Annotated in this window: 18 protein-coding genes and 1 tRNA gene; 8 read left to right on the forward strand and 11 right to left on the reverse strand. The window is 63.3% G+C overall.

The features are described 5' to 3' along the window. Positions 1 to 5: 5 nt before the first annotated feature. The 3 genes from AKG11_RS10090 to AKG11_RS10100 all read right to left on the reverse strand — a co-directional run bounded on the left by AKG11_RS10090 (position 6) and on the right by AKG11_RS10100 (position 2,089). Complete coding sequence (locus AKG11_RS10090; protein ID WP_050743784.1) at positions 6 to 782, reverse strand: VOC family protein; 777 nt, start codon at positions 780 to 782, stop codon at positions 6 to 8. A gap of 29 nt (positions 783 to 811) precedes the next feature. After that, a complete protein-coding gene (locus AKG11_RS10095; RefSeq protein ID WP_050743785.1) occupies positions 812 to 1,546 on the reverse strand; it encodes a DUF899 domain-containing protein in 735 nt (244 codons plus the stop codon). Between the two features lie 63 nt (positions 1,547 to 1,609). Next, a complete protein-coding gene (locus tag AKG11_RS10100; protein WP_050743786.1) occupies positions 1,610 to 2,089 on the reverse strand; it encodes a MarR family winged helix-turn-helix transcriptional regulator in 480 nt (159 codons plus the stop codon). Between the two features lie 85 nt (positions 2,090 to 2,174). On the opposite strand from AKG11_RS10100, the gene AKG11_RS10105 reads away from it, so the two are divergent. Beyond that, the gene (locus AKG11_RS10105; protein WP_023516043.1) at positions 2,175 to 2,579 is read left to right on the forward strand and encodes a GFA family protein; all 405 of its coding nucleotides are present in this window, start codon (positions 2,175 to 2,177) and stop codon (positions 2,577 to 2,579) included. Between the two features lie 45 nt (positions 2,580 to 2,624). Here AKG11_RS10105 and ilvD read toward each other — a convergent pair whose 3' ends face one another. Beyond that, positions 2,625 to 4,460 carry a dihydroxy-acid dehydratase gene (gene ilvD, locus AKG11_RS10110; RefSeq protein ID WP_023516042.1) on the reverse strand — a complete coding sequence of 612 codons (1,836 nt, stop codon included), beginning with the start codon at positions 4,458 to 4,460 and terminating at the stop codon, positions 2,625 to 2,627. Positions 4,461 to 4,699: 239 nt separating this feature from the next. Between ilvD and AKG11_RS10115 the strand changes: the two genes are divergently transcribed. Further along, on the forward strand, positions 4,700 to 5,701 hold the full coding sequence (locus AKG11_RS10115; protein WP_050743787.1) for a GntR family transcriptional regulator: 1,002 nt from the start codon (positions 4,700 to 4,702) through the stop codon (positions 5,699 to 5,701). Between the two features lie 10 nt (positions 5,702 to 5,711). Then, positions 5,712 to 6,062 (forward strand): VOC family protein, encoded by a 351-nt coding sequence (locus tag AKG11_RS10120; RefSeq protein ID WP_023516040.1) that lies wholly within the window; start codon positions 5,712 to 5,714, stop codon positions 6,060 to 6,062. A gap of 3 nt (positions 6,063 to 6,065) precedes the next feature. On the opposite strand, the gene AKG11_RS10125 is transcribed toward AKG11_RS10120, so the two are convergent. Next, complete coding sequence (locus tag AKG11_RS10125) at positions 6,066 to 7,595, reverse strand: UxaA family hydrolase (RefSeq protein WP_050743788.1); 1,530 nt, start codon at positions 7,593 to 7,595, stop codon at positions 6,066 to 6,068. A gap of 163 nt (positions 7,596 to 7,758) precedes the next feature. Here AKG11_RS10125 and AKG11_RS10130 point away from each other — a divergent pair, with 163 nt between their 5' ends. Both AKG11_RS10130 and AKG11_RS34510 read left to right on the forward strand, forming a co-directional pair. After that, positions 7,759 to 8,505 carry a FadR/GntR family transcriptional regulator gene (locus AKG11_RS10130; RefSeq protein WP_050743789.1) on the forward strand — a complete coding sequence of 249 codons (747 nt, stop codon included), beginning with the start codon at positions 7,759 to 7,761 and terminating at the stop codon, positions 8,503 to 8,505. Positions 8,506 to 8,627: 122 nt separating this feature from the next. Next, positions 8,628 to 8,765 (forward strand): hypothetical protein, encoded by a 138-nt coding sequence (locus AKG11_RS34510; RefSeq protein ID WP_023516037.1) that lies wholly within the window; start codon positions 8,628 to 8,630, stop codon positions 8,763 to 8,765. Between the two features lie 20 nt (positions 8,766 to 8,785). On the opposite strand, the gene AKG11_RS10135 is transcribed toward AKG11_RS34510, so the two are convergent. The 4 genes from AKG11_RS10135 to cpdR1 form a co-directional block, all read right to left on the reverse strand. Then, entirely contained in the window at positions 8,786 to 9,814 is a 1,029-nt protein-coding gene (locus AKG11_RS10135; RefSeq protein WP_050743790.1) for a sensor histidine kinase, read from the reverse strand. Between the two features lie 157 nt (positions 9,815 to 9,971). After that, positions 9,972 to 11,456: a nucleobase:cation symporter-2 family protein gene (locus AKG11_RS10140; RefSeq protein ID WP_023516035.1), complete on the reverse strand. Its 1,485-nt coding sequence runs from the start codon at positions 11,454 to 11,456 to the stop codon at positions 9,972 to 9,974. 610 nt (positions 11,457 to 12,066) lie between these two features. Next, positions 12,067 to 12,141, reverse strand: a tRNA-Val gene (locus AKG11_RS10145). Between the two features lie 94 nt (positions 12,142 to 12,235). After that, entirely contained in the window at positions 12,236 to 12,598 is a 363-nt protein-coding gene (cpdR1, locus tag AKG11_RS10150) for a response regulator CpdR1 (RefSeq protein WP_023512679.1), read from the reverse strand. A 190-nt stretch (positions 12,599 to 12,788) separates the two neighbouring features. Here cpdR1 and AKG11_RS10155 point away from each other — a divergent pair, with 190 nt between their 5' ends. Continuing rightward, complete coding sequence (locus tag AKG11_RS10155) at positions 12,789 to 13,673, forward strand: N-formylglutamate amidohydrolase (protein WP_050743791.1); 885 nt, start codon at positions 12,789 to 12,791, stop codon at positions 13,671 to 13,673. A gap of 270 nt (positions 13,674 to 13,943) precedes the next feature. Continuing rightward, a complete protein-coding gene (gene hisN, locus AKG11_RS10160) occupies positions 13,944 to 14,717 on the forward strand; it encodes a histidinol-phosphatase (protein WP_050743792.1) in 774 nt (257 codons plus the stop codon). A 10-nt stretch (positions 14,718 to 14,727) separates the two neighbouring features. Here hisN and AKG11_RS10165 read toward each other — a convergent pair whose 3' ends face one another. Next, entirely contained in the window at positions 14,728 to 15,690 is a 963-nt protein-coding gene (locus AKG11_RS10165) for an alpha/beta fold hydrolase (protein ID WP_050743793.1), read from the reverse strand. A gap of 452 nt (positions 15,691 to 16,142) precedes the next feature. Here AKG11_RS10165 and AKG11_RS10170 point away from each other — a divergent pair, with 452 nt between their 5' ends. Next, the gene (locus AKG11_RS10170; RefSeq protein ID WP_023515711.1) at positions 16,143 to 16,604 is read left to right on the forward strand and encodes an Hsp20 family protein; all 462 of its coding nucleotides are present in this window, start codon (positions 16,143 to 16,145) and stop codon (positions 16,602 to 16,604) included. Between the two features lie 60 nt (positions 16,605 to 16,664). On the opposite strand, the gene AKG11_RS10175 is transcribed toward AKG11_RS10170, so the two are convergent. Further along, positions 16,665 to 17,711, reverse strand: coding sequence for a threonine aldolase family protein (locus tag AKG11_RS10175; protein WP_050743794.1), 1,047 nt, complete (start codon positions 17,709 to 17,711; stop codon positions 16,665 to 16,667). Between the last annotated feature and the right edge of the window lie 50 nt (positions 17,712 to 17,761).

The following is a 17,761-nucleotide window of genomic DNA, read 5'->3' on the forward strand; positions in this document are numbered from 1 at the left end:
GAGGCTCAGCGGCTCGTCGCGACGAGCGAGAAGTATGCGCCCTGCGGATCGACACAGTTGAGGATCCAGGCGCCGCCGGGCACTTCCATCGGGCCCATGACCACCTGGCCGCCGCCGTCCGTCACGCGTTTTCCGGCCGCGTCGAGGCCTTCGACCACGAAGTAATAGCTCCAGAAAGGCGGCATGGGCGTGCCGGGCGGGTTGGTCATCATGCCGCCGATGGCATTGCCGCCGCGCACGGCAAAGGTCTGGTAGGTGCCCATGCCGGCGTCCGACATGTCGACGGCCATGTCCTTCGTCCAGCCGAAGGTTTTGTCGTAGAAGTCCCAAGCCTCGTCGAGGTCGCCGGCCATCAGCTCGTTCCAGCCGATATGGCCGGGCGTCATCATTTCCGGCCGGTCGGGGCTCTGGTCCTCGGTGGAGAAAAGCGAGAAGACGGCGCCATGCGGGTCGGTGGCGACGGCGAAGCGGCCGATGCCGGGAATATCCTGCGGCTGACGGTGGATTTTCCCGCCATTGGCTGCGATATCGTCAAGAGTCTCCTCGATCGTGTCGGTGAAGATGTAGCCCATCCACATCGGCGGCATGCCCTCGGCTTCCTTGGGCAGTTCCATCAGCCCGGCCACCTGTGTTTCACCGGCATAGGCGAGGGTGTAGTTCATGCCCTCCATGCCGGAATCGCGCGTCGACCAGCCGACGACCGAGGCGTAGAATCGCTCGGCGGCGGGCACGTCGGGCGTCATCAATTCGTACCAGCAGAATGTGCCATAATCCTTGTGCATGCGGTTCTCCATTTTCTTGATGGACGGACTCAGTCGCAGCAGGATCGCGCTTTGGGCGCATCCGCATACTCATCCTTGCGCTTGACGAAGCTGAGTGTGCCGGTCTCGTTTCGGCCCTTTGGCGCACGGTCGAGGATCATCAAGGTGCCGAGCGCCTCCTCGCCGCCACGGGCATAGTCGGAATAGGTGTGGTAGACGGTGCCGTCCTCGTCCTTGAAAAAGGCGCTGAGGCCGGGAAGCTCGTCATGCGCATCGGCGGCGTTCGTCTCGCGGTAATTGTACATGACCTTGCCGCTCGCCAGCTCCTCCTTGGTGAAGGAGACATGGTAGTCGAAGTTGAAGTCGCTGCCAAAGGCAGAAACCCACGGGAATGTCCAATTCATGCGCTTCCTGTAGGCGGTGAGTTTTTCGAGCGGTGCGCGGGAGACGGCGATCATCGTGACATCGTGATTGTTGAGATGCGGCAGCATGCCGTCGATATGGTCGGCCATGAAGGAACAGCCGGGACAGCCTGCCTCCCAATCAGGACCATACATGAAGTGATAGACGATGAGCTGGCTGCGGCCATCGAACAGGTCGGCCAGGGTCTTGCGGCCATCGGGTGTCTCAAAAGTATAGATCTTCTCGACTTTGACCCAGGGAAGCGAGAGGCGTTCGGCGCGCACCTTGTCGCGCAGCTTTGTCTCCTCCTTCTCCAGCACCAGCAACGCCTTTCGCGCTGCCAGCCATTCATTTTCGGATACGATCTCGTGGTGCGGTCTCATGCTCGGGACTCCTCTTTCACGGGCTTTCGACAAATAAGTTGATATCAACATTATTCGGCCGTGTCAAAGCGACGCCCGGTCTCGGTCGTCGGGCACGGTCTGCTTCTCGACGGCCTGTAACGCTGCGGCGATGGTTCTGGTTGCCGCCTGAATGTCTTTTTCGCCGAGCAGGCCGCCGAGGGCATTGGCCCAAACTGCCTGCCGCGCCCTTATGGCCGTCAGCGCCGCCACGCCGTCATCCGTCAGCACCATCAGCTTGGCGCGCTGGTGGGCGGGGTTCTCGGCATAGGCGACGAGGCCGTCCTTCTCGAGGAGATCGGCAACGCGCTGAACGCCTTGCCGCGTCATGCCAAGCGCCCGGCCGGCATCGGCGACGGACATGGGCGCATGGGCGGCGGCGGCGAGCACCTGCCAGCGGGCGCTGGTCTGGCCGGCGGGTTTGGCCAGTGCATCGCCCGCCGTCTGCAAATGCCCGGCGAGGCGCAGGACCGAGATGGCAAAGGTGGCGAAGGCATCGCCGGCGGGAGTGCGGTCAGAGCTCATATTGACAACATGCTGTCATTTTGCAAATGTGGTTTTGACAGCATATTGTCATTTTAGTTGGATCGGTGCAAGCGAGGAGAACGTGATGTTGAAGACCTACAAGGGAAGCTGCCATTGCGGAAAAATCCGCTATGAGGCCGATATTGACCTCTCCGCCGGGACGGGCCGCTGCAATTGCTCGATCTGCTCGAAGAAGCGCTATTGGGGTGCCCAGATCAAGCCGGATGCCTTTCGCCTGCAATGCGACGAGGCGGATCTCGGCGACTACCAGTTCGGCACGATGAGCGGGCACCACCACTTCTGCAAGACCTGCGGTGTCTCGCCGTTCGGCCAGGGCTATGTCGAGGCGATCGGCGGCGCCTATGTCTCGATCAACGTCGCCTGCCTCGACGATATCGAGCACAGCGAGCTTGCAGCATTGCCGGTGCAATATTTCGACGGACGGAACAATGCCTGGTGGAATACGCCGGCCGAGACGCGCCACCTCTGAGCAAACAGCCGGGCGCGAAACAGGATGTTCGCGCCCGGTCGAAGCTTATTCCGGCAGGATGCGCACGGCGCCCTTGTCGGCGCTGGCGGCGAAGGCGGCATAGGCCTTGAGCGCCGTCGTGACATTGCGCTTGCGCGGAGCGGCCGGCTTCCAGCCGAGCTTGTCCTGTTCGGTACGGCGGGCGGCGAGTTCTTCTTCCGGGACCGCAAGGTTGATCGTGCGGTTGGGGATGTCGATCTCGATGAGGTCGCCCTGGCGCACGAGGCCGATCGCGCCGCCCTGGGCGGCCTCGGGCGAGGCATGGCCGATCGAAAGGCCGGACGTGCCGCCGGAGAAGCGGCCGTCGGTGATCAGCGCGCAGGCCTTTCCAAGACCCTTCGACTTCAGGTAGCTCGTCGGATAGAGCATTTCCTGCATGCCCGGGCCGCCCTTCGGGCCTTCATAGCGGATGACGACGACGTCGCCGGCCTTCACCTCGCCGCTGAGAATGCCCTTGACGGCTGCATCCTGGCTTTCGAAGACGACAGCCGGGCCGGAGAATTTCAGGATCGATTCATCGACGCCGGCGGTCTTCACGATGCAGCCGTCGAGCGCGATGTTGCCGGAGAGGACGGCAAGGCCGCCATCCTTGGAGAAGGGATGCTCGACGGAGCGGATGACACCCGTTTCCCCGTCGGTGTCGAGTTCGTCCCAGCGTGCTTCCTGGCTGAAGGCGACCTGCGTCGGGATGCCGCCCGGTGCGGCGCGGAAGAAGGTGCGCACTGTCTCGCTGCTGGTGCGGGTGATGTCCCAGCGGTCGATGGCGTGACCGAGGGTTTCGGAATGCACGGTCGGCGTGTCGCGATGGATGAGACCGCCGCGGTCGAGCTCGCCGAGGATGCGCATGATACCGCCGGCGCGGTGCACGTCTTCCATGTGCACGTCCTGCTTGGCGGGCGCGACCTTGGAGAGGCATGGGACGCGACGCGACAGTGCGTCGATGTCGTCGAGGTCGAAGTCGATGCCGCCTTCATAGGCGGCCGCCAGAATGTGCAGCACGGTATTGGTCGAGCCGCCCATGGCAACGTCGAGCGACATGGCGTTCTCGAACGCTTTCTTGTTGGCGACCGAGCGCGGCAGGATGCTCTCGTCTTCCTGCTCGTAGTAGCGGCGGGCGAGGTCGACGATCAGGTGGCCCGCCTCGACGAAGAGGCGCTTGCGGTCGGCATGGGTCGCGAGCGTGGAGCCGTTGCCCGGCAGTGACAGGCCGAGGGCTTCGGTCAGACAGTTCATCGAATTGGCCGTGAACATGCCGGAGCAGGAGCCGCAGGTCGGGCAGGCGGAGCGCTCGATGACCTTGACGTCCTCGTCGGAGATCGTGTCGTCGGCGGCGGCGACCATGGCGTCGACAAGGTCGAGCGCGTGGGTCTTGCCGTGCAGCACGACCTTGCCGGCCTCCATCGGGCCGCCGGAGACAAAGACCGCGGGGATGTTGAGGCGCATCGCGGCATTCAGCATGCCGGGCGTGATCTTGTCGCAGTTGGAGATGCAGACCATGGCGTCGGCGCAATGCGCGTTGACCATGTATTCGACCGAGTCGGCGATGATCTCGCGCGACGGCAGCGAATAGAGCATGCCGTCATGGCCCATGGCGATGCCGTCGTCGACGGCGATCGTGTTGAACTCCTTGGCGACGCCGCCAGCCTTCTCGATTTCGCGCGCGACGAGCTGGCCGAGGTCCTTCAGATGGACGTGGCCGGGCACGAATTGGGTAAAGGAGTTCACCACCGCGATAATCGGCTTGCCGAAGTCCGAATCCTTCATGCCGGTTGCGCGCCAGAGGCCGCGGGCACCGGCCATGTTTCGGCCGTGGGTGGTGGTTCGGGAGCGATATGCGGGCATGGTCAATTCCTCGAGTGGACGCGGCTGACATATGGGCTTTTTCGGGCCGCATTGCGAGCCTCAGCAGGGTTCCCTAGCGCAAAATGCCCCGCGCGTCACGAAAGGAATGGAGATTTTTCGCCGGTGCGACGCAATTTCCTTGCCGGGAGCCGTGGCAGACATGACCGTTGTCGGCACGGTGCATTCATGCAATGGTCCGCGCCATGATCGGCACGGGGCAGGCTTTGGCGGAAACGGGTATGGAAAGCGCCGAAGGGGTCCTCGACAAGAGCCCGCTCTATCTGCGTATCCGCGAGGTGCTTGCCGAGGCGATTGCCTCCGGGCGGCTGCCGAAGGGCACTCTGCTGCTGGAAGGGCCGGTCGCGACCCTCTTTGCCTCCACCCGTACGCCGGTGCGCCAGGCTTTCGCGCTTCTGGAGGCGGCGGGGCAGATCCGGCGGTTCGATGGGCGCGGTTTTCTGGTGGGGCAGGGGCGCGGCGGGCCGAAGCGGGCGGTGCTGACCGCCGAGATGCTCGGCCTCGACGAGGAGGCGCCGGCCTTGCGCAAGGCACCGGCCTGGGAGGCGATCTACGAGAGCCTGGAGCGCGAGATGGTGCATCTGTCCGTCTTCGGCCGCCACCGCATCAACGAGGTGGAGCTGGCCCGTGCGCGCGGCGTCGGCCGGCAGGTCGCGCGTGATGCGCTGACCCGGCTGGAAGCACTCGGCATCACGGAAAAAGACGAGCGCATGCGCTGGACGCTGGTGCCGCTCGACGAGCAACGCATGCGTGACCTGCACGACATCCGCGTCGCGCTGGAGCCGCTGGCGCTGAGCCAGGCTGCGCCCTTCATCCCGCCCGCGGAGCGCGGTGCGATGACGCAGCGACTGGAAGAGGCGCTGGCCGTCTATCCGGATCTCTCCGTCGAAGCGATGGACGACCTTGAGACCGACCTGCACATCACCTGCCTTGGCTATTGCCCGAACCGCGAATTGCTGATCGCGCTGCGCCGTGCCCGTTTCATGCTGAATGTCAGCAAGCACATTATCGGCGTTTCGCACCGGATGCCGGCCGACGAGCCCTTCATAGCGGAGCATCTTGCGGTGTTCCGTGCGCTCGACGTCGACGACAGGGCGCGTGCGGCCGAAACGCTCCGCCATCACATCACGGTCTCTCTGCCCAAGGTGATCGGCCGCGTCGCGGAGCTGCGTGCGGCGCACCGGCCGGACATGCCTGCCTATGCGACGCCCGTCACCCGGTGAGGAGGAAAGGATGACGGTCAGGCGCATCGTCGCGAATATCGAAACGGCCGATCCGGCGGGTGTGGCCGCTTTTTATCGCGGGATACTCGGGCTGGAGCTGCTGATGGACCACGGCTGGATCGTCACCTACGGCACGCAGGATCGTATGCCATTGCAGGTGAGCTTTGCCTCCGAGGGCGGTTCCGGCACGCCGGTGCCGGGTCTTTCGGTCGAGGTGGACGATCTCGATGCCGTCTATGCGGCGGTCCTTGAGGGCGGTTACATCGTCGAATACGGACCGGCGGACGAGCCCTGGGGTGTGCGACGGTTCTTCGTGCGCGATCCTGCGGGCACACTCGTCAACATCGTCATGCACCTCTGACGGTCAGGTGATCGCGCCGACCTGCCAGGGCACGAATTCGTTGTCGCCGTAGTCGAACGCTTCGCTTGCCGTCTTGCGGCCGGAGGCGGTTTCGATGACGAATTCGAAGATTCGGCGGCCGGCCTCCTCGATCGTCTCGGTGCCGTCGACGATCGTGCCGCAATTGATATCCATGTCCTCCTTGATGTGTTCGTACATCGGCGTGTTGGTGGCGATCTTGATGCACGGCGCCGGCTTGTAGCCGGAGACCGAGCCGCGACCGGTGGTGAAGGCGACAAGATTGCAGCCGCCGGCGATCTGGCCGGTCACGGCCGCCGGGTCGTAGCCGGGCGTGTCCATGAAGACGAAGCCCGGCTCCGTCACCTCCTCGGCATATTCATAGACGGCGTTGAGCGGCATCGAGCCGCCCTTGGCGACCGCGCCGAGCGATTTTTCCAGAATGGTGGTGAGGCCGCCGGCCTTGTTGCCGTGCGAGGGGTTGTTGTTGAGTTCGGCGTCGTTCTTTGCCGTGTAGTCTCGCCACCAGTCGATGCGGGCCAGCAGTTTTTCCGCCACTTCAGGCCGGGCGGCGCGGCGGGTCAAAAGATGTTCCGCGCCATAGATTTCCGGCGTTTCCGACAGCACCGTCGTCGCACCCTCCTTGACCAGGAGATCCGAGGCGATGCCGAGGGCCGGGTTGGCGGAGATGCCGGAATAGCCGTCCGACCCGCCGCATTCGAGGGCCAGCTTGATGCCCGACAAGGGCTGTGGCGTGCGGCGGATGCGGCCGACATCCGGCAGCATGTCGTCGATCATCTCGCAAGCCGCCTCGATCGTCTTGCGCGTGCCGCCCTGGTTCTGGATCATCATGGTGCGGAAGGTTTCCCCCTCCTCCAGCCCGGCCTCCTCGACCAGCGGGCCGTACTGAAAGGTCTCGCAGCCGAGGCCGATCATCAGGATGCCGCCGAAATTCGGGTTGCGCGCATAGCCCTTGAAGGTGCGGGTGAGAATGCGTCCGCCCTCGGACTTGAGGTTCAGCGCGCAGCCGCCGCCATAGGTCAGCGCCACCACGCCGTCGATATTGTCATGGCCGGTCTCGCGGAACTTGCGGGCATAATGCTCCGCCACATAGCGCGAGACCGTGGCGGAACAGTTCACGGTCGAGAGGATGCCGATGTAGTTGCGCGTGCCGATGCGGCCGTTGCCGCGATCGTAGCCATCGAACGTGCGGCGCTCAGCCGCCGGCACCATTGCCGGCAGCGCATTGTCGACGCAGAATTCGTGTTTCAGCGCCACGTCGAGAATGGCGAGGTTCTGCAGGTGAACGTGTTCGCCGGGGCGGATCGCCCGTGTCGCATATCCGATGATCTGGCCGTATTTCCGCACCGGTTCGTTTTCCGCGATCGGTGCGATTGCCACCTTGTGCCCGCGCGGTATGCGCTCGATGGCGGAAACGCCGTTCATCAGCATGCGGCCGGCGTCGACATTGGCAGGAACGACCCCGACATTGTCTTTCGGGTTGAGGACGAGCACGGGGGGGATGTCGGCGAGCATGGCGGCTCCTGCTGTTGAGGTCGGCGCATTATGCACTTTGTCAGCAAAAGTCAATATTGCGATTTGCCTGTGCTCCGCAATAGGTGGCAATGGCCCTGGCCGTCAATTTGTCGTATGATTGCTTCCGATTTGTATGATCAATGATTGAACTGGTGGAGGCAACGTGGCGGAGAAGCTCGCAAGGCAGGCGCATCGGCCGTCATCGCGCCGACCCCGGGTGCGTCATAACGTGACCGCGGCGATCGGGGGCGATATCTGCGGCGGGCGTTTTCCGCCCGGCGGGGCTCTGCCGCGGGAAAGCGACCTGTGCGAAAGCTATGGCGTCAGCCGCACCGTCATCCGTGAATCGCTGAAGGTGCTGGAGACGAAGGGGCTCGTGCGAGGCCGGCCGAGGGTCGGCACGCTGGTCTGCGACCGTTCGGAGTGGAACGTGCTCGACGCGCAAATCCTGGAATGGATGGGCCCGGACGTGCTCTCGGCCGAGCTTCTCGGCTCCATCCTCGAAGCACGACGCACCGTCGAGCCGGCCGCCGCCTTCCTCGCGGCCGCCCGCGCGACGGCGCAGGAGATTGCCGACCTCGAGTGCGCCTGTGACGACATGAGCGATGCCGAAGGCGACCTCAAAGCCTTCACCGCCGCCGATACGCGTTTCCACGAGACGCTGCTGAAAGCGAGCCACAACCAGGTTTTCCACCAGTTGTCCTCGATCATCCACGCTGCCCTTTCCTACGCGTTGCACGCCTCCAACCGGGCGACGGAGCGTCATGACGAAGCGCTCGGCGTGCATCGGGCGCTGGTCGATGCGCTGCGTTTGCGGGATGGTGCGCGCGCGGAGGCCTGCTCGCGTCATATTCTCGATCTCGCCGCGCGAGATATCTCCGGCCTGATGGGGCGCACCGAGGTGCCATGACGAAGCTGGCGGGTGTGGCATCCCGGGCTTGACGATGAACGCACGGGATATGAGGGCGGCGGCGGTGGACGCAAGCCTTCGTCATGCCTATGTCATACGGGCACACCGCAAAGGAGAGATTCATGCGCCCCATCACCGGTTTCGTCGTCGCCGCACTTACGGTCCTGTCGCTGGCAGGATGCAGCACGACCGCTGCGAACAACACGACCTATGCTCGCCCGGCGGCTTCGGGCGGCGGCCTTTCGATCCCTCTGAATTGATGGGATGCCGGTGATCGCCTTCAGGCGTTTCGGAGCGGCAAGGTGATGGTGGCCAGGTAGCGGCCGCCATCCACCGGACCTGACGAGAAACGCCACCGGTTGCCGAAGCGGGCCTGCAGCCGCTCCCGGATGTTGCGAAGGCCTATGCCCATTCCAGGCGGTTTTCTGCCCATGTCCTCAGTTGGAAGGTCGTTCTCGACACTCAGCACGAGATGATCCCCCTCCCGTTTCGCCTCAAGCACGATCGCGACGTGTTTTCGCGACGGGCCGACGCCATGTTTGACGGCGTTCTCGATCAGCGGCTGGAGAATGAGATTGGGGACCATCGCCCCTTCCAGTTCGGTCGGCAGACGGATATCGAAGGCCATGCGGTCTGCGAAGCGCTCATGCTCGATTTCGAGGTAGTCGCGCTGCAGGGCGATTTCCTCGGCTAACGGGACATCGTGGAGCGGGTCGAGCGAAAGCGTCTTCTGGAGAAAGCGCGAAAGCGACAGGACCATGCGGTCAGCCCGCCCCGCCGATCCCTCCTCGATGAGGCCGGCGATGGAGTTCAGAGTATTGAAAAGAAAATGCGGGTTGAGCTCGTAGCGCAGCGCCCGCATCTCCGCGTCCAGCTTGCGGCGCTGCGCATTGAGCAGGGAGAGCGCCGCCACATAGAAGCCGAAGACAATGCCGTTCCAGATCAGGCTGAAGCGGAACTGCAGGAGAGCTTTCTCCCAGGTATTGGCGATGGCGAAGCCCGGCACGCTCTGGCCGCCGGGCAAGGCGTGCGGGCCGACCGTCATGATGACGGTGATGTCGAACACCGCCTGGGTGGTCGCGGCGGCGAACACGCAAAGCGTGCCGAAACCTATCGCCTGGACCTTCGACAGATTTTGAAGGCGCTGCAACACCCTTGCAAGAAGCAGCGCGAGCAGGATGCTGCTCAGCCAGCCCGGTGCGATGATGGGCAGGCCGCCGGGCAACATGAGAATGTCGTTGATCGATAGCGCCGTCCACAGGGTGACGGCCAACACGAGCGCTTCGCGTCCATTCAGCATGCCGGCCATGAGTACTCCTCGAAACCGCCTTTCCCGGAGGCGGTTGTCCGCCACGCCCTCAGCTATGCCTTGGAAGTGGGCTCAGGAGAATGCCGCGTGCTCCCTTGTTCACGGAAAAACCCGGCTTGCGCAGAGGCAAGCCGGGTTTGAGGTGAGCGAATGGCCTTTAATGCGAGTCGGCCATGCGGGCGGCCTCGACGGCATCGGACTGCTCGAAGCGTACGCCGTTGAAGAAGGCGTTCAGCAGCACAGCGACGATGGAGGCGAGCACGATGCCCGATTCGATGATGGGATGGATCGCATGCGGCATCCACATCAGGTAGTTCGGAGCCAGCAGTGGGATCAGGCCGAAGCCGACCGAGACGGCAACCACGAAGAGGTTGTTGCGCGAGGACTTGAAGTCCACCGTCGTGAGGATGCGCACGCCCGTCGCGGCCACCATGCCGAACATCACGAGTCCGGCGCCGCCGAGGACGAAGGTCGGCACGGCCTCGACGAGGGCACCCATCTTCGGGATGAGGCCGAGGATGATCATGATGATGCCGCCGGCGACGCAGACATAGCGGCTCTTCACGCCGGTGACGCCGACGAGGCCGACATTCTGCGAGAAGCTGGTATAGGGGAAGGTGTTGAACAGGCCGCCGATCATCGTGCCGATACCATCGACACGCAGACCTGCAGTCAGCTTCTGCTGGGAAACCGGCTTTTCGGTGATTTCGCCCAATGCCAGGAACATGCCGGTCGATTCGATCATGACGACGATCATGACGAGCGTCATGGTGGCGATCAGCACGGGATCGAAGATCGGCATGCCGAAGCGCAGCGGCGTGACGACGGCGAACCAGCCGGCATCGGCGACGCGGTCGAAATGCATCATGCCGAGGATGGAGGCAGCAACGCAGCCAATGACGACGCCGCTGAGGACCGCGATGTTGCTGATGAGGCCGCGGCCGAAGCGAGCGATGGCGAGGATCGAGACGAGCACCAGTGCCGACAGCGCGATATGGCTCGGCTCGGCATAGACCGGGTTGGACACGGTCGGTGCGATCGCAAAGCCGCTGGGCACGGCAGGGCCGCCACTTTCGGCGAGCGTCTTCATCTGGGCGAGCCATTCGGCATGCGCCGGGTCGATCAGCTTGGGCGCGGTCGGGCCGAAGGGGTTGCCGAACGTCCAGTTGATGCCGACGCGCATCAGCGACACGCCGATGACGAGGATGATGGTGCCTGTCACGACGGGCGGGAAGAAGCGCAGCAACCGGCCCATGATGGGGGCAATCAGCAGCGCAATGAAGCCGGCACCTATGATGGCGCCGAAGATCATGCGGGCACCCTCCGTTCCCGGCGTCATCGTTGCCATGGAGACCATCGGGCCGACGGAAGCGAAGGTCACGCCCATCATGACGGGCAGACGGATGCCGACATGCCGGCCAAAGCCGAGCGACTGGATGATGGTGACGAGGCCGCAGACGAAGAGGTCGGCAGAAATCAGGAACGCCACGTCCTGGGGGCTGAGCTGCAGGGCGCGCCCGACGATGAGCGGCACGGCGACGGCGCCGCCATACATGACGAGTACGTGTTGGATGCCCAGCGTCGCGAGCCTGCCTGCGGGCAGTTTCTCGTCCACCGGGTGTATGCTGGATGCGTCGCTCATGGATACTCCTCCGATCACGTCGACTTTTCGAATGCCCGTCCTCCAACGGGGTGCGCCATCTTTGGTAGAGGGGCAGACGGCCGCAAGCATAGCCAGGCGATAAACACTTTACGGTTTCCTGGGGTAATCGAGTGGTGGAGTATGCGCGCCGCGTGCCGCCGGCTTGCCGGATTCGGGTGTAATTTCACCTGCTTGGCGCTGGTCCGCAGTGCGATATGCGGCTGGGCGTGCCACATATATGACCGCAAAATACCCCTCGCCGTCAACTCTTTCCTGCACGGCATATGTGTATTTCCGCGTGGCCATCCGGACGGAGCAAAAGCCGGCGGCATGCGGCGTGTCGCGAGGAAAGCCGGACAATTTTCAAGAGCCGCGCCGGCGCGGGCTGAAAACATGACGGTGTGATGGGGAACTGGAGCGCGCTGTTGGATTCTCCGAATCCTCACCTTGCAGGCGCCGGTTTCCGGTCAGGATCAGGGGCGGGTCGGCGAAGCAGGTTTTGTGCTGTGGGGGAGAATGCTTCGTACCCAGCGCCCGGCCTTGCCGGCAAGACGCAATGGCGGAAAAGCAAAAGGCCTTCCGGTTTCCCGAAAGGCCTCTGGAATTCGAATGGTGGGCGTGACAGGGATTGAACCTGTGACCCCTACGATGTCAACGTAGTGCTCTCCCGCTGAGCTACACGCCCATCCGATGAGGGGCATAGACCACAAAACCCTGAGGCGCGTCAATAGCTTTTTGAAGCTTTTTTTACGGGCCGATTTTGCGGTCTTTTCCGGGGGTTAGGCGGCCAGCATCTTGTTGACTTCTTCAACGAGATCGCGCAGGTGGAACGGTTTTGACAGAACCTTGGCGTCCTTCGGGGCCTTGGAATCCGGGTTGAGCGCCACGGCGGCGAAGCCCGTGATGAACATGACCTTCAGGTCCGGGTCGAGTTCCGTTGCGCGGCGGGCCAGCTCGATACCGTCCATCTCCGGCATCACGATGTCGGTCAGGAGCAGCGAGAAGGGCTCTTCGCGAAGCCGGTCGTAGGCGCTGGCGCCGTTGTCATAGGACAGCACCTGGTAGCCCGCCTTTTCGAGCGCCTTCACGAGGAACCGGCGCATATCGTTGTCGTCTTCTGCGAGGAGAATCTTGGGTGTCATGGAGTTCGGGAACCGTTGCTAAGGTTGTCTGCCCGCGGACGGGCGGTTCTGTTACAAGAGCGTATTCCGGTAAATATCCGGTGAATGGGGCAGGGCAAGCCCTTATCCCTTGTTTCTCAGTATGGACACGCAGGGTGGCCGCTGGCAACATGGCACACGCAATGACTTGAAGGCATGGTAAAGGGCAACAATGGCGGAGGCTTTGAGCGAAAACAGCCACTTCGAAGTGCTGGAGCCGGTTTCGCAAAGCGTGCCCCTCGTCTTCAATTCCCCCCACAGCGGCCGACGTTATCCACAGGGCTTTCTGGCGCAGTCGCGTCTCGATTCACTTGGTATCCGCCGTTCGGAAGATCATTATGTCGATGAGCTGTTCTCGGTCGCGCCGGCGCTCGGCGCGCCGATGCTGATCGCACACTTCCCGCGTGCCTGGCTCGACGTCAATCGCGAGCCGTACGAGCTCGACCCGCGCATGTTCGAGGGGGCACTACCCTCCTTTGCGAACATCAATTCGATTCGGGTCGCCGGCGGGCTCGGCACCGTGCCACGGGTCGTCGCCGAGAACATGGAGATCTACCGCCAGCGCTTTCCCGTGGAGGAGGCGCTGGAGCGGGTCGAGACGGTCTACAAGCCCTATCATGCGTGCCTGCGCCGTCTTGTCGTGCGCACCCATGTCACCTTCGGCTTCTCGGTGTTGATCGACTGCCATTCGATGCCGGGCAATATCCGCGTCTCCGGCACGGGCATGCGGCCGGATTTCATCATCGGCGACCGGTACGGCACCAGTGCGTCGGGCGAGCTTTCACGCACTGCTATGCGGCTTCTGGAGGACATGGGCTTTTCCGTGGTGCGCAACAAGCCCTATGCGGGAGGCTTCATCACCGAACATTACGGCCGGCCTGCCAAGGGGCTGCATGCCTTGCAGATCGAGGTGAACCGCGGCCTTTATGTCGATGAAACGACACTGGCCAAGCGACCTGATTTCGCGGTGCTGCAGACGGCGATTTCAGCGTTCCTGCAGGATTTTTCCGACCATATCGAGGAATACGCCGTCGACCGGGCGCTGGCGGCCGAATAGGGGCCGGTCTCCTCTCAAAAAAAACCGCGCTTGGGGCGCGGTTAAGTCTAGGGAGGAAACACCCAAGGAGGGTATTTACAGCCACGAGTGACTGTAAGAAAACAATAATATTGCGCTGCACAAATGTCAAGCGCAACTGCGGAACAAATTTGCGATCCGTTAAGCAATTTCCTTTGCCTGCGCTGCGCGGGCTTTCGCACCATCCCGGTTCCGTTTTGCGTGTCGATGCAGTAAGGAAGGGCGGTCCGCAGTCCCTCCGAGAGATCCCCCATGTTGCCTGATCGCGCCTTCTTCGACCGCCTTGCCGAAGCTGCAAGGAAGGAAACCCTGCCACGCTTTCGCGCCGGTGCCGATGTCGTCAACAAGGAAGCTGCTGGCTTCGATCCGGTGACGGAGGGCGACAGGGGGGCGGAGCTGGCGATCCGGGCGCTGATCGAGCAGCATTTTCCGGAGCATGGCATCCTTGGCGAAGAGCATGGTTCGGTCGGTCTCGACCGGGAATATGTCTGGGTCATCGACCCGATCGACGGCACGCGGGCCTTCATTTCCGGCGTGCCGGTCTGGGGCACGCTGATCGGCCTCTACCGCAATGGCGAGGCTGTGATGGGGCTGATCGACCAGCCCTTCACCGGCGAACGGTATTTCGCTGACGGCAAGGCGTCGCACTATGCCGGGCCGGACGGCAGCAAGGTCCTCTCGACCCGCTCCTGCAACAGCTTGTCCGACGCGATTCTCTTCACCACCTCGCCGCATCTCTTCACGGAGAGCCGCAAGACGCGGTTCGAGGCCGTGCAGGAAAAGGTCCGGCTCTTCCGCTATGGTGTCGACTGCTACGCCTATGCGCTGCTTGCCGCCGGCCATATCGACCTCGTCGTCGAATGCGGGCTCAAGCCCTACGATGTCGGCGGCCTCATTCCCGTCATCGAGCAGGCGGGCGGCATCATCACCGCCTGGGATGGCGGCCCGGCGGAAATGGGTGGCGAGATCATCGCGGCGGGCAGCCGCAAGGTCTATGACGAGGCGATGGCGCTGCTGAAGGCATGAAGCTTCGCGGTCAGGCGCCGAGCCCCGTCCGCTCGGCGTCGCTTCCCGGAATGAAGGCGTCGATCGCAGCGAGCGCCTGTGCGCGATAGCGGTCAGCCTCCTGGAACAGCTCGTGCCGCGCGCCGTCGATCTCGATGAGGCGGGCGGCGCGGAAGATGCGTGAGAGATCGCCGATTGCCTTGCGCGGCACGAGGGCGTCCCGCGTTGGGCACAGCAGCAGGGTGGGAATGCGGATGCGCGTCAGATGATCCTGGTGCGTCACGCGCGCCATGGTCTTCAGCGTCTCGTTCAGCCAGCGGGCGGAGGGCCAGCTGATGGAAAGCTCCGGATGTTCGGTGAAGATACCGGCATTGCGGGCAAATCGCCTTTGATCCGACGTCACGATGTTGTGTGCGAAGTCCAGCGGTGGATCACCCTTGCGGAAGGTGCGCTTGCCAAAACCCAGCAGCGAGGCGAGGCGGGCGATGATGGTGATCTTGCGCTGGCTCATCGACTGGCCGGCGAGCGCGATGAAGGGCGCGGCGAGCACCATGCGCTCGATGCGATTTTCAAGGGCTGGCGCCTGCGAGAGGGCGACGAGCGCGCCGGTCGAATGGGCGACGATGAAGAAGGGGAGGCGGGCATCTGGCAGCACGATCTTCTCCAGGAAGAGCGAGAGATCGGCTTCGTAGTCGGAAAACCGTATCACGTGGCCAGCACGGCTGTCCGGTATCAGCCGGTCCGAGCCGGCCTGGCCGCGCCAGTCGAAGGTGGCGACCCACAGGCCGCGGGCCGTGAGGTCGTTGATCGTCTCGAAGTATTTCTCGATGCATTCGCTGCGGCCCTGCAGCAGCACGACCGTGCCCTTGGCCTCGCGCTCCTTCGAGCGGAACACGGCATAGCGGATCTTCACGCCGCCACTGCCCTCCAGGAAACCGGCGGAATGGTTCTCCGGAACGGGATTGTCGGCGGTGGCGTTGAGGATGGAATCCATAGCGCTGGCGGGTCTCGGCGGGCGTCGATGATCGATGGATAGGCGCTGGCGCAAGTGTCGTCAAAGAAAAAAGCCGGCTGCATGTGGGCACGGGGGTGGCTTCACATGCAGTCCGGCGCAATTTGACCGGGAAGGAAGGGACGTTACACCCCGGTCGTCAGAAGTTTTCGCTTCCGATGATGCTGTTCTAGCGGGATCAATCTGAACGCTGCCCGAAGTCGCCGTTCATCCACCGTTCATCTCGAAAATTTTTAGGGCGTGGCCTTTTCGGCCGCTTGGGACCCCTTGAACGGCCGAAAACCCATTCCCATCTCATCGTCACGGGCGCCAACAGGGTCCGTCGAGGTTTCCGTCGCCAGAATGGGGCGGAGGCCGGTTTAACCGGGCTGCACCTTTAGAAATCGGGTGTTGCCTTCAGGAAGATCGCAACCGTTGCTCTAAAGGAGGACACCATGCGTCACGTCGATTTCTCCCCCCTCTATCGCTCCACCGTCGGCTTTGATCGCCTCTTCACCATGCTCGACAGCCTCGGCCAGCCCGATCAGGCCCAGACCTATCCGCCCTACAACATCGAACGCACCGGCGAAAACACCTATCGCATCACCATGGCGGTGGCCGGTTTCGATGAGAGTGAACTGTCGATCGAAGCGCGCGAACATGCGCTGACGGTCAAGGGCGAGAAGAAGGACGAAGCGGCTGAGGAAAACCAGTATCTTTACCGCGGCATTGCCAAGCGCGCCTTCGAGCGCCGCTTCCAGCTCGCCGATCATGTGGAAGTGCGCGCCGCTTCGCTGAAGAACGGTCTCCTCCACATTGACCTTCTCCGCGAGATTCCGGAAGCCGCCAAGCCGCGCCGTATCGAGATCGCCGCCGTCCAGCGCGAAGCCAAGCAGATCGAAGCGCAGACGAACTGATTTTTCGCTGTCTCGGGAATGAACAAGGGCGGCGCCGCAGGGCGCCGCCTTTTTGGTGTGTCAAAGCACTGACAGGAACCTGTCGACGTCCTCTTCTGTCGTGGCGAAGCTGGTGACGAGGCGAATGAGGGTTTCGTCCGCGCGCATGGTCGCCTTCAGCTCGGGGCCGGCCGGCCAGTCGTAGAAAACCGCGCCCCTGTCCTTCAAGGCTTTCATCGCATCGTTGCGGATGACGACGAAAAGTTCGTTCGAGCCGGTCGGCCAGGCGAGGCGTGCTGTATCCGATGTGGCAAAACCGGTCGCAAGGCGGGCGGCCATGGCGTTGGAATGGCGGGCGAGTTTCAGCCACAGGCCGTCCTTGAAATAGGCGTCGAACTGGGCGGCGATGAAGCGGGACTTGGAGAAGAGCTGGGCCGAGCGCTTGCGCAGGAAATGCATCTGCTGCGCCTTGCCGGGATCGAACAGTATCAGCGCTTCGGCGCACCAGCAGCCGTTCTTCGTGCCTCCGAAGGAGAGGATGTCGATGCCGCGTTTCCAGGTCATTTCCGCCGGCGTCGTGCCGAGATGCGCTAGGGCGTTGGCGAAACGCGCGCCGTCCATGTGCAGCGGCAGGTGCGCCTTCTTCGCGACGTCTGAAAGGGCGGCGATTTCGTCCAGCGTATAGGCCGTGCCGGCTTCGGTCGCCTGGGTGATGGTGACGGCCATCGGCTGCCCGCCATGCACGAAATCCGGTGGGAAGCGGCCGATGGCGGCGGCAAGTGCATCCGGGGAGAGCTTGCCGGCGGGGCCGTCGATCGGCACCAGCTTGGCGCCGGTGGCGAAGAATTCCGGCGCATTGCATTCATCGACATTCACATGGGCCTCGCGGTGGCAGAAGACCTGGCCGCCGGGGCGATTGAAGCTGGCGAGCGCCAGCGAATTGGCCGCCGTGCCCGTGCCGACGAAGAAGACCGCGACGTCGCGTTCGAAAATCTCGGAAAAGGTCTTTTCCACACGCTTGTCGAGGTCGCTGGTGCCGTAGGCCGAGGCGAAGCCGCCGGCTGCGGTCACGAGGCTCTGTGCGATGTCGGGATGGGCGCCGGCCCAGTTGTCGGAAGCGAAAAACATGCGGTTTCCAGTTCGAATGAGGCTGCGAAAGGACCATAATGGAGAAATGA

The sequence above is a fragment of the Shinella sp. SUS2 genome (assembly GCF_001262505.1).
Taxonomy (GTDB): domain Bacteria; phylum Pseudomonadota; class Alphaproteobacteria; order Rhizobiales; family Rhizobiaceae; genus Shinella.

Excerpts from the sequence above, each read along its gene's own strand:
- cpdR1 (WP_023512679.1), bottom strand. The coding sequence starts at position 12,598 with ATGACACCCAAGATTCTCCTCGCAGAAGACGACAACGATATGCGCCGG.
- AKG11_RS10155 (WP_050743791.1), top strand. The coding sequence starts at position 12,789 with ATGGCGGAGGCTTTGAGCGAAAACAGCCACTTCGAAGTGCTGGAGCCG.
- hisN (WP_050743792.1), top strand. The coding sequence starts at position 13,944 with ATGTTGCCTGATCGCGCCTTCTTCGACCGCCTTGCCGAAGCTGCAAGG.
- AKG11_RS10170 (WP_023515711.1), top strand. The coding sequence starts at position 16,143 with ATGCGTCACGTCGATTTCTCCCCCCTCTATCGCTCCACCGTCGGCTTT.
- AKG11_RS10090 (WP_050743784.1), bottom strand. The coding sequence starts at position 782 with ATGCACAAGGATTATGGCACATTCTGCTGGTACGAATTGATGACGCCC.
- AKG11_RS34510 (WP_023516037.1), top strand. The coding sequence starts at position 8,628 with ATGCGCCCCATCACCGGTTTCGTCGTCGCCGCACTTACGGTCCTGTCG.
- ilvD (WP_023516042.1), bottom strand. The coding sequence starts at position 4,460 with ATGCCCGCATATCGCTCCCGAACCACCACCCACGGCCGAAACATGGCC.
- AKG11_RS10135 (WP_050743790.1), bottom strand. The coding sequence starts at position 9,814 with ATGGCCGGCATGCTGAATGGACGCGAAGCGCTCGTGTTGGCCGTCACC.
- AKG11_RS10165 (WP_050743793.1), bottom strand. The coding sequence starts at position 15,690 with ATGGATTCCATCCTCAACGCCACCGCCGACAATCCCGTTCCGGAGAAC.
- AKG11_RS10175 (WP_050743794.1), bottom strand. The coding sequence starts at position 17,711 with ATGTTTTTCGCTTCCGACAACTGGGCCGGCGCCCATCCCGACATCGCA.
- AKG11_RS10140 (WP_023516035.1), bottom strand. The coding sequence starts at position 11,456 with ATGAGCGACGCATCCAGCATACACCCGGTGGACGAGAAACTGCCCGCA.
- AKG11_RS10105 (WP_023516043.1), top strand. The coding sequence starts at position 2,175 with ATGTTGAAGACCTACAAGGGAAGCTGCCATTGCGGAAAAATCCGCTAT.
- AKG11_RS10120 (WP_023516040.1), top strand. The coding sequence starts at position 5,712 with ATGACGGTCAGGCGCATCGTCGCGAATATCGAAACGGCCGATCCGGCG.
- AKG11_RS10100 (WP_050743786.1), bottom strand. The coding sequence starts at position 2,089 with ATGAGCTCTGACCGCACTCCCGCCGGCGATGCCTTCGCCACCTTTGCC.
- AKG11_RS10115 (WP_050743787.1), top strand. The coding sequence starts at position 4,700 with ATGGAAAGCGCCGAAGGGGTCCTCGACAAGAGCCCGCTCTATCTGCGT.
- AKG11_RS10125 (WP_050743788.1), bottom strand. The coding sequence starts at position 7,595 with ATGCTCGCCGACATCCCCCCCGTGCTCGTCCTCAACCCGAAAGACAAT.
- AKG11_RS10095 (WP_050743785.1), bottom strand. The coding sequence starts at position 1,546 with ATGAGACCGCACCACGAGATCGTATCCGAAAATGAATGGCTGGCAGCG.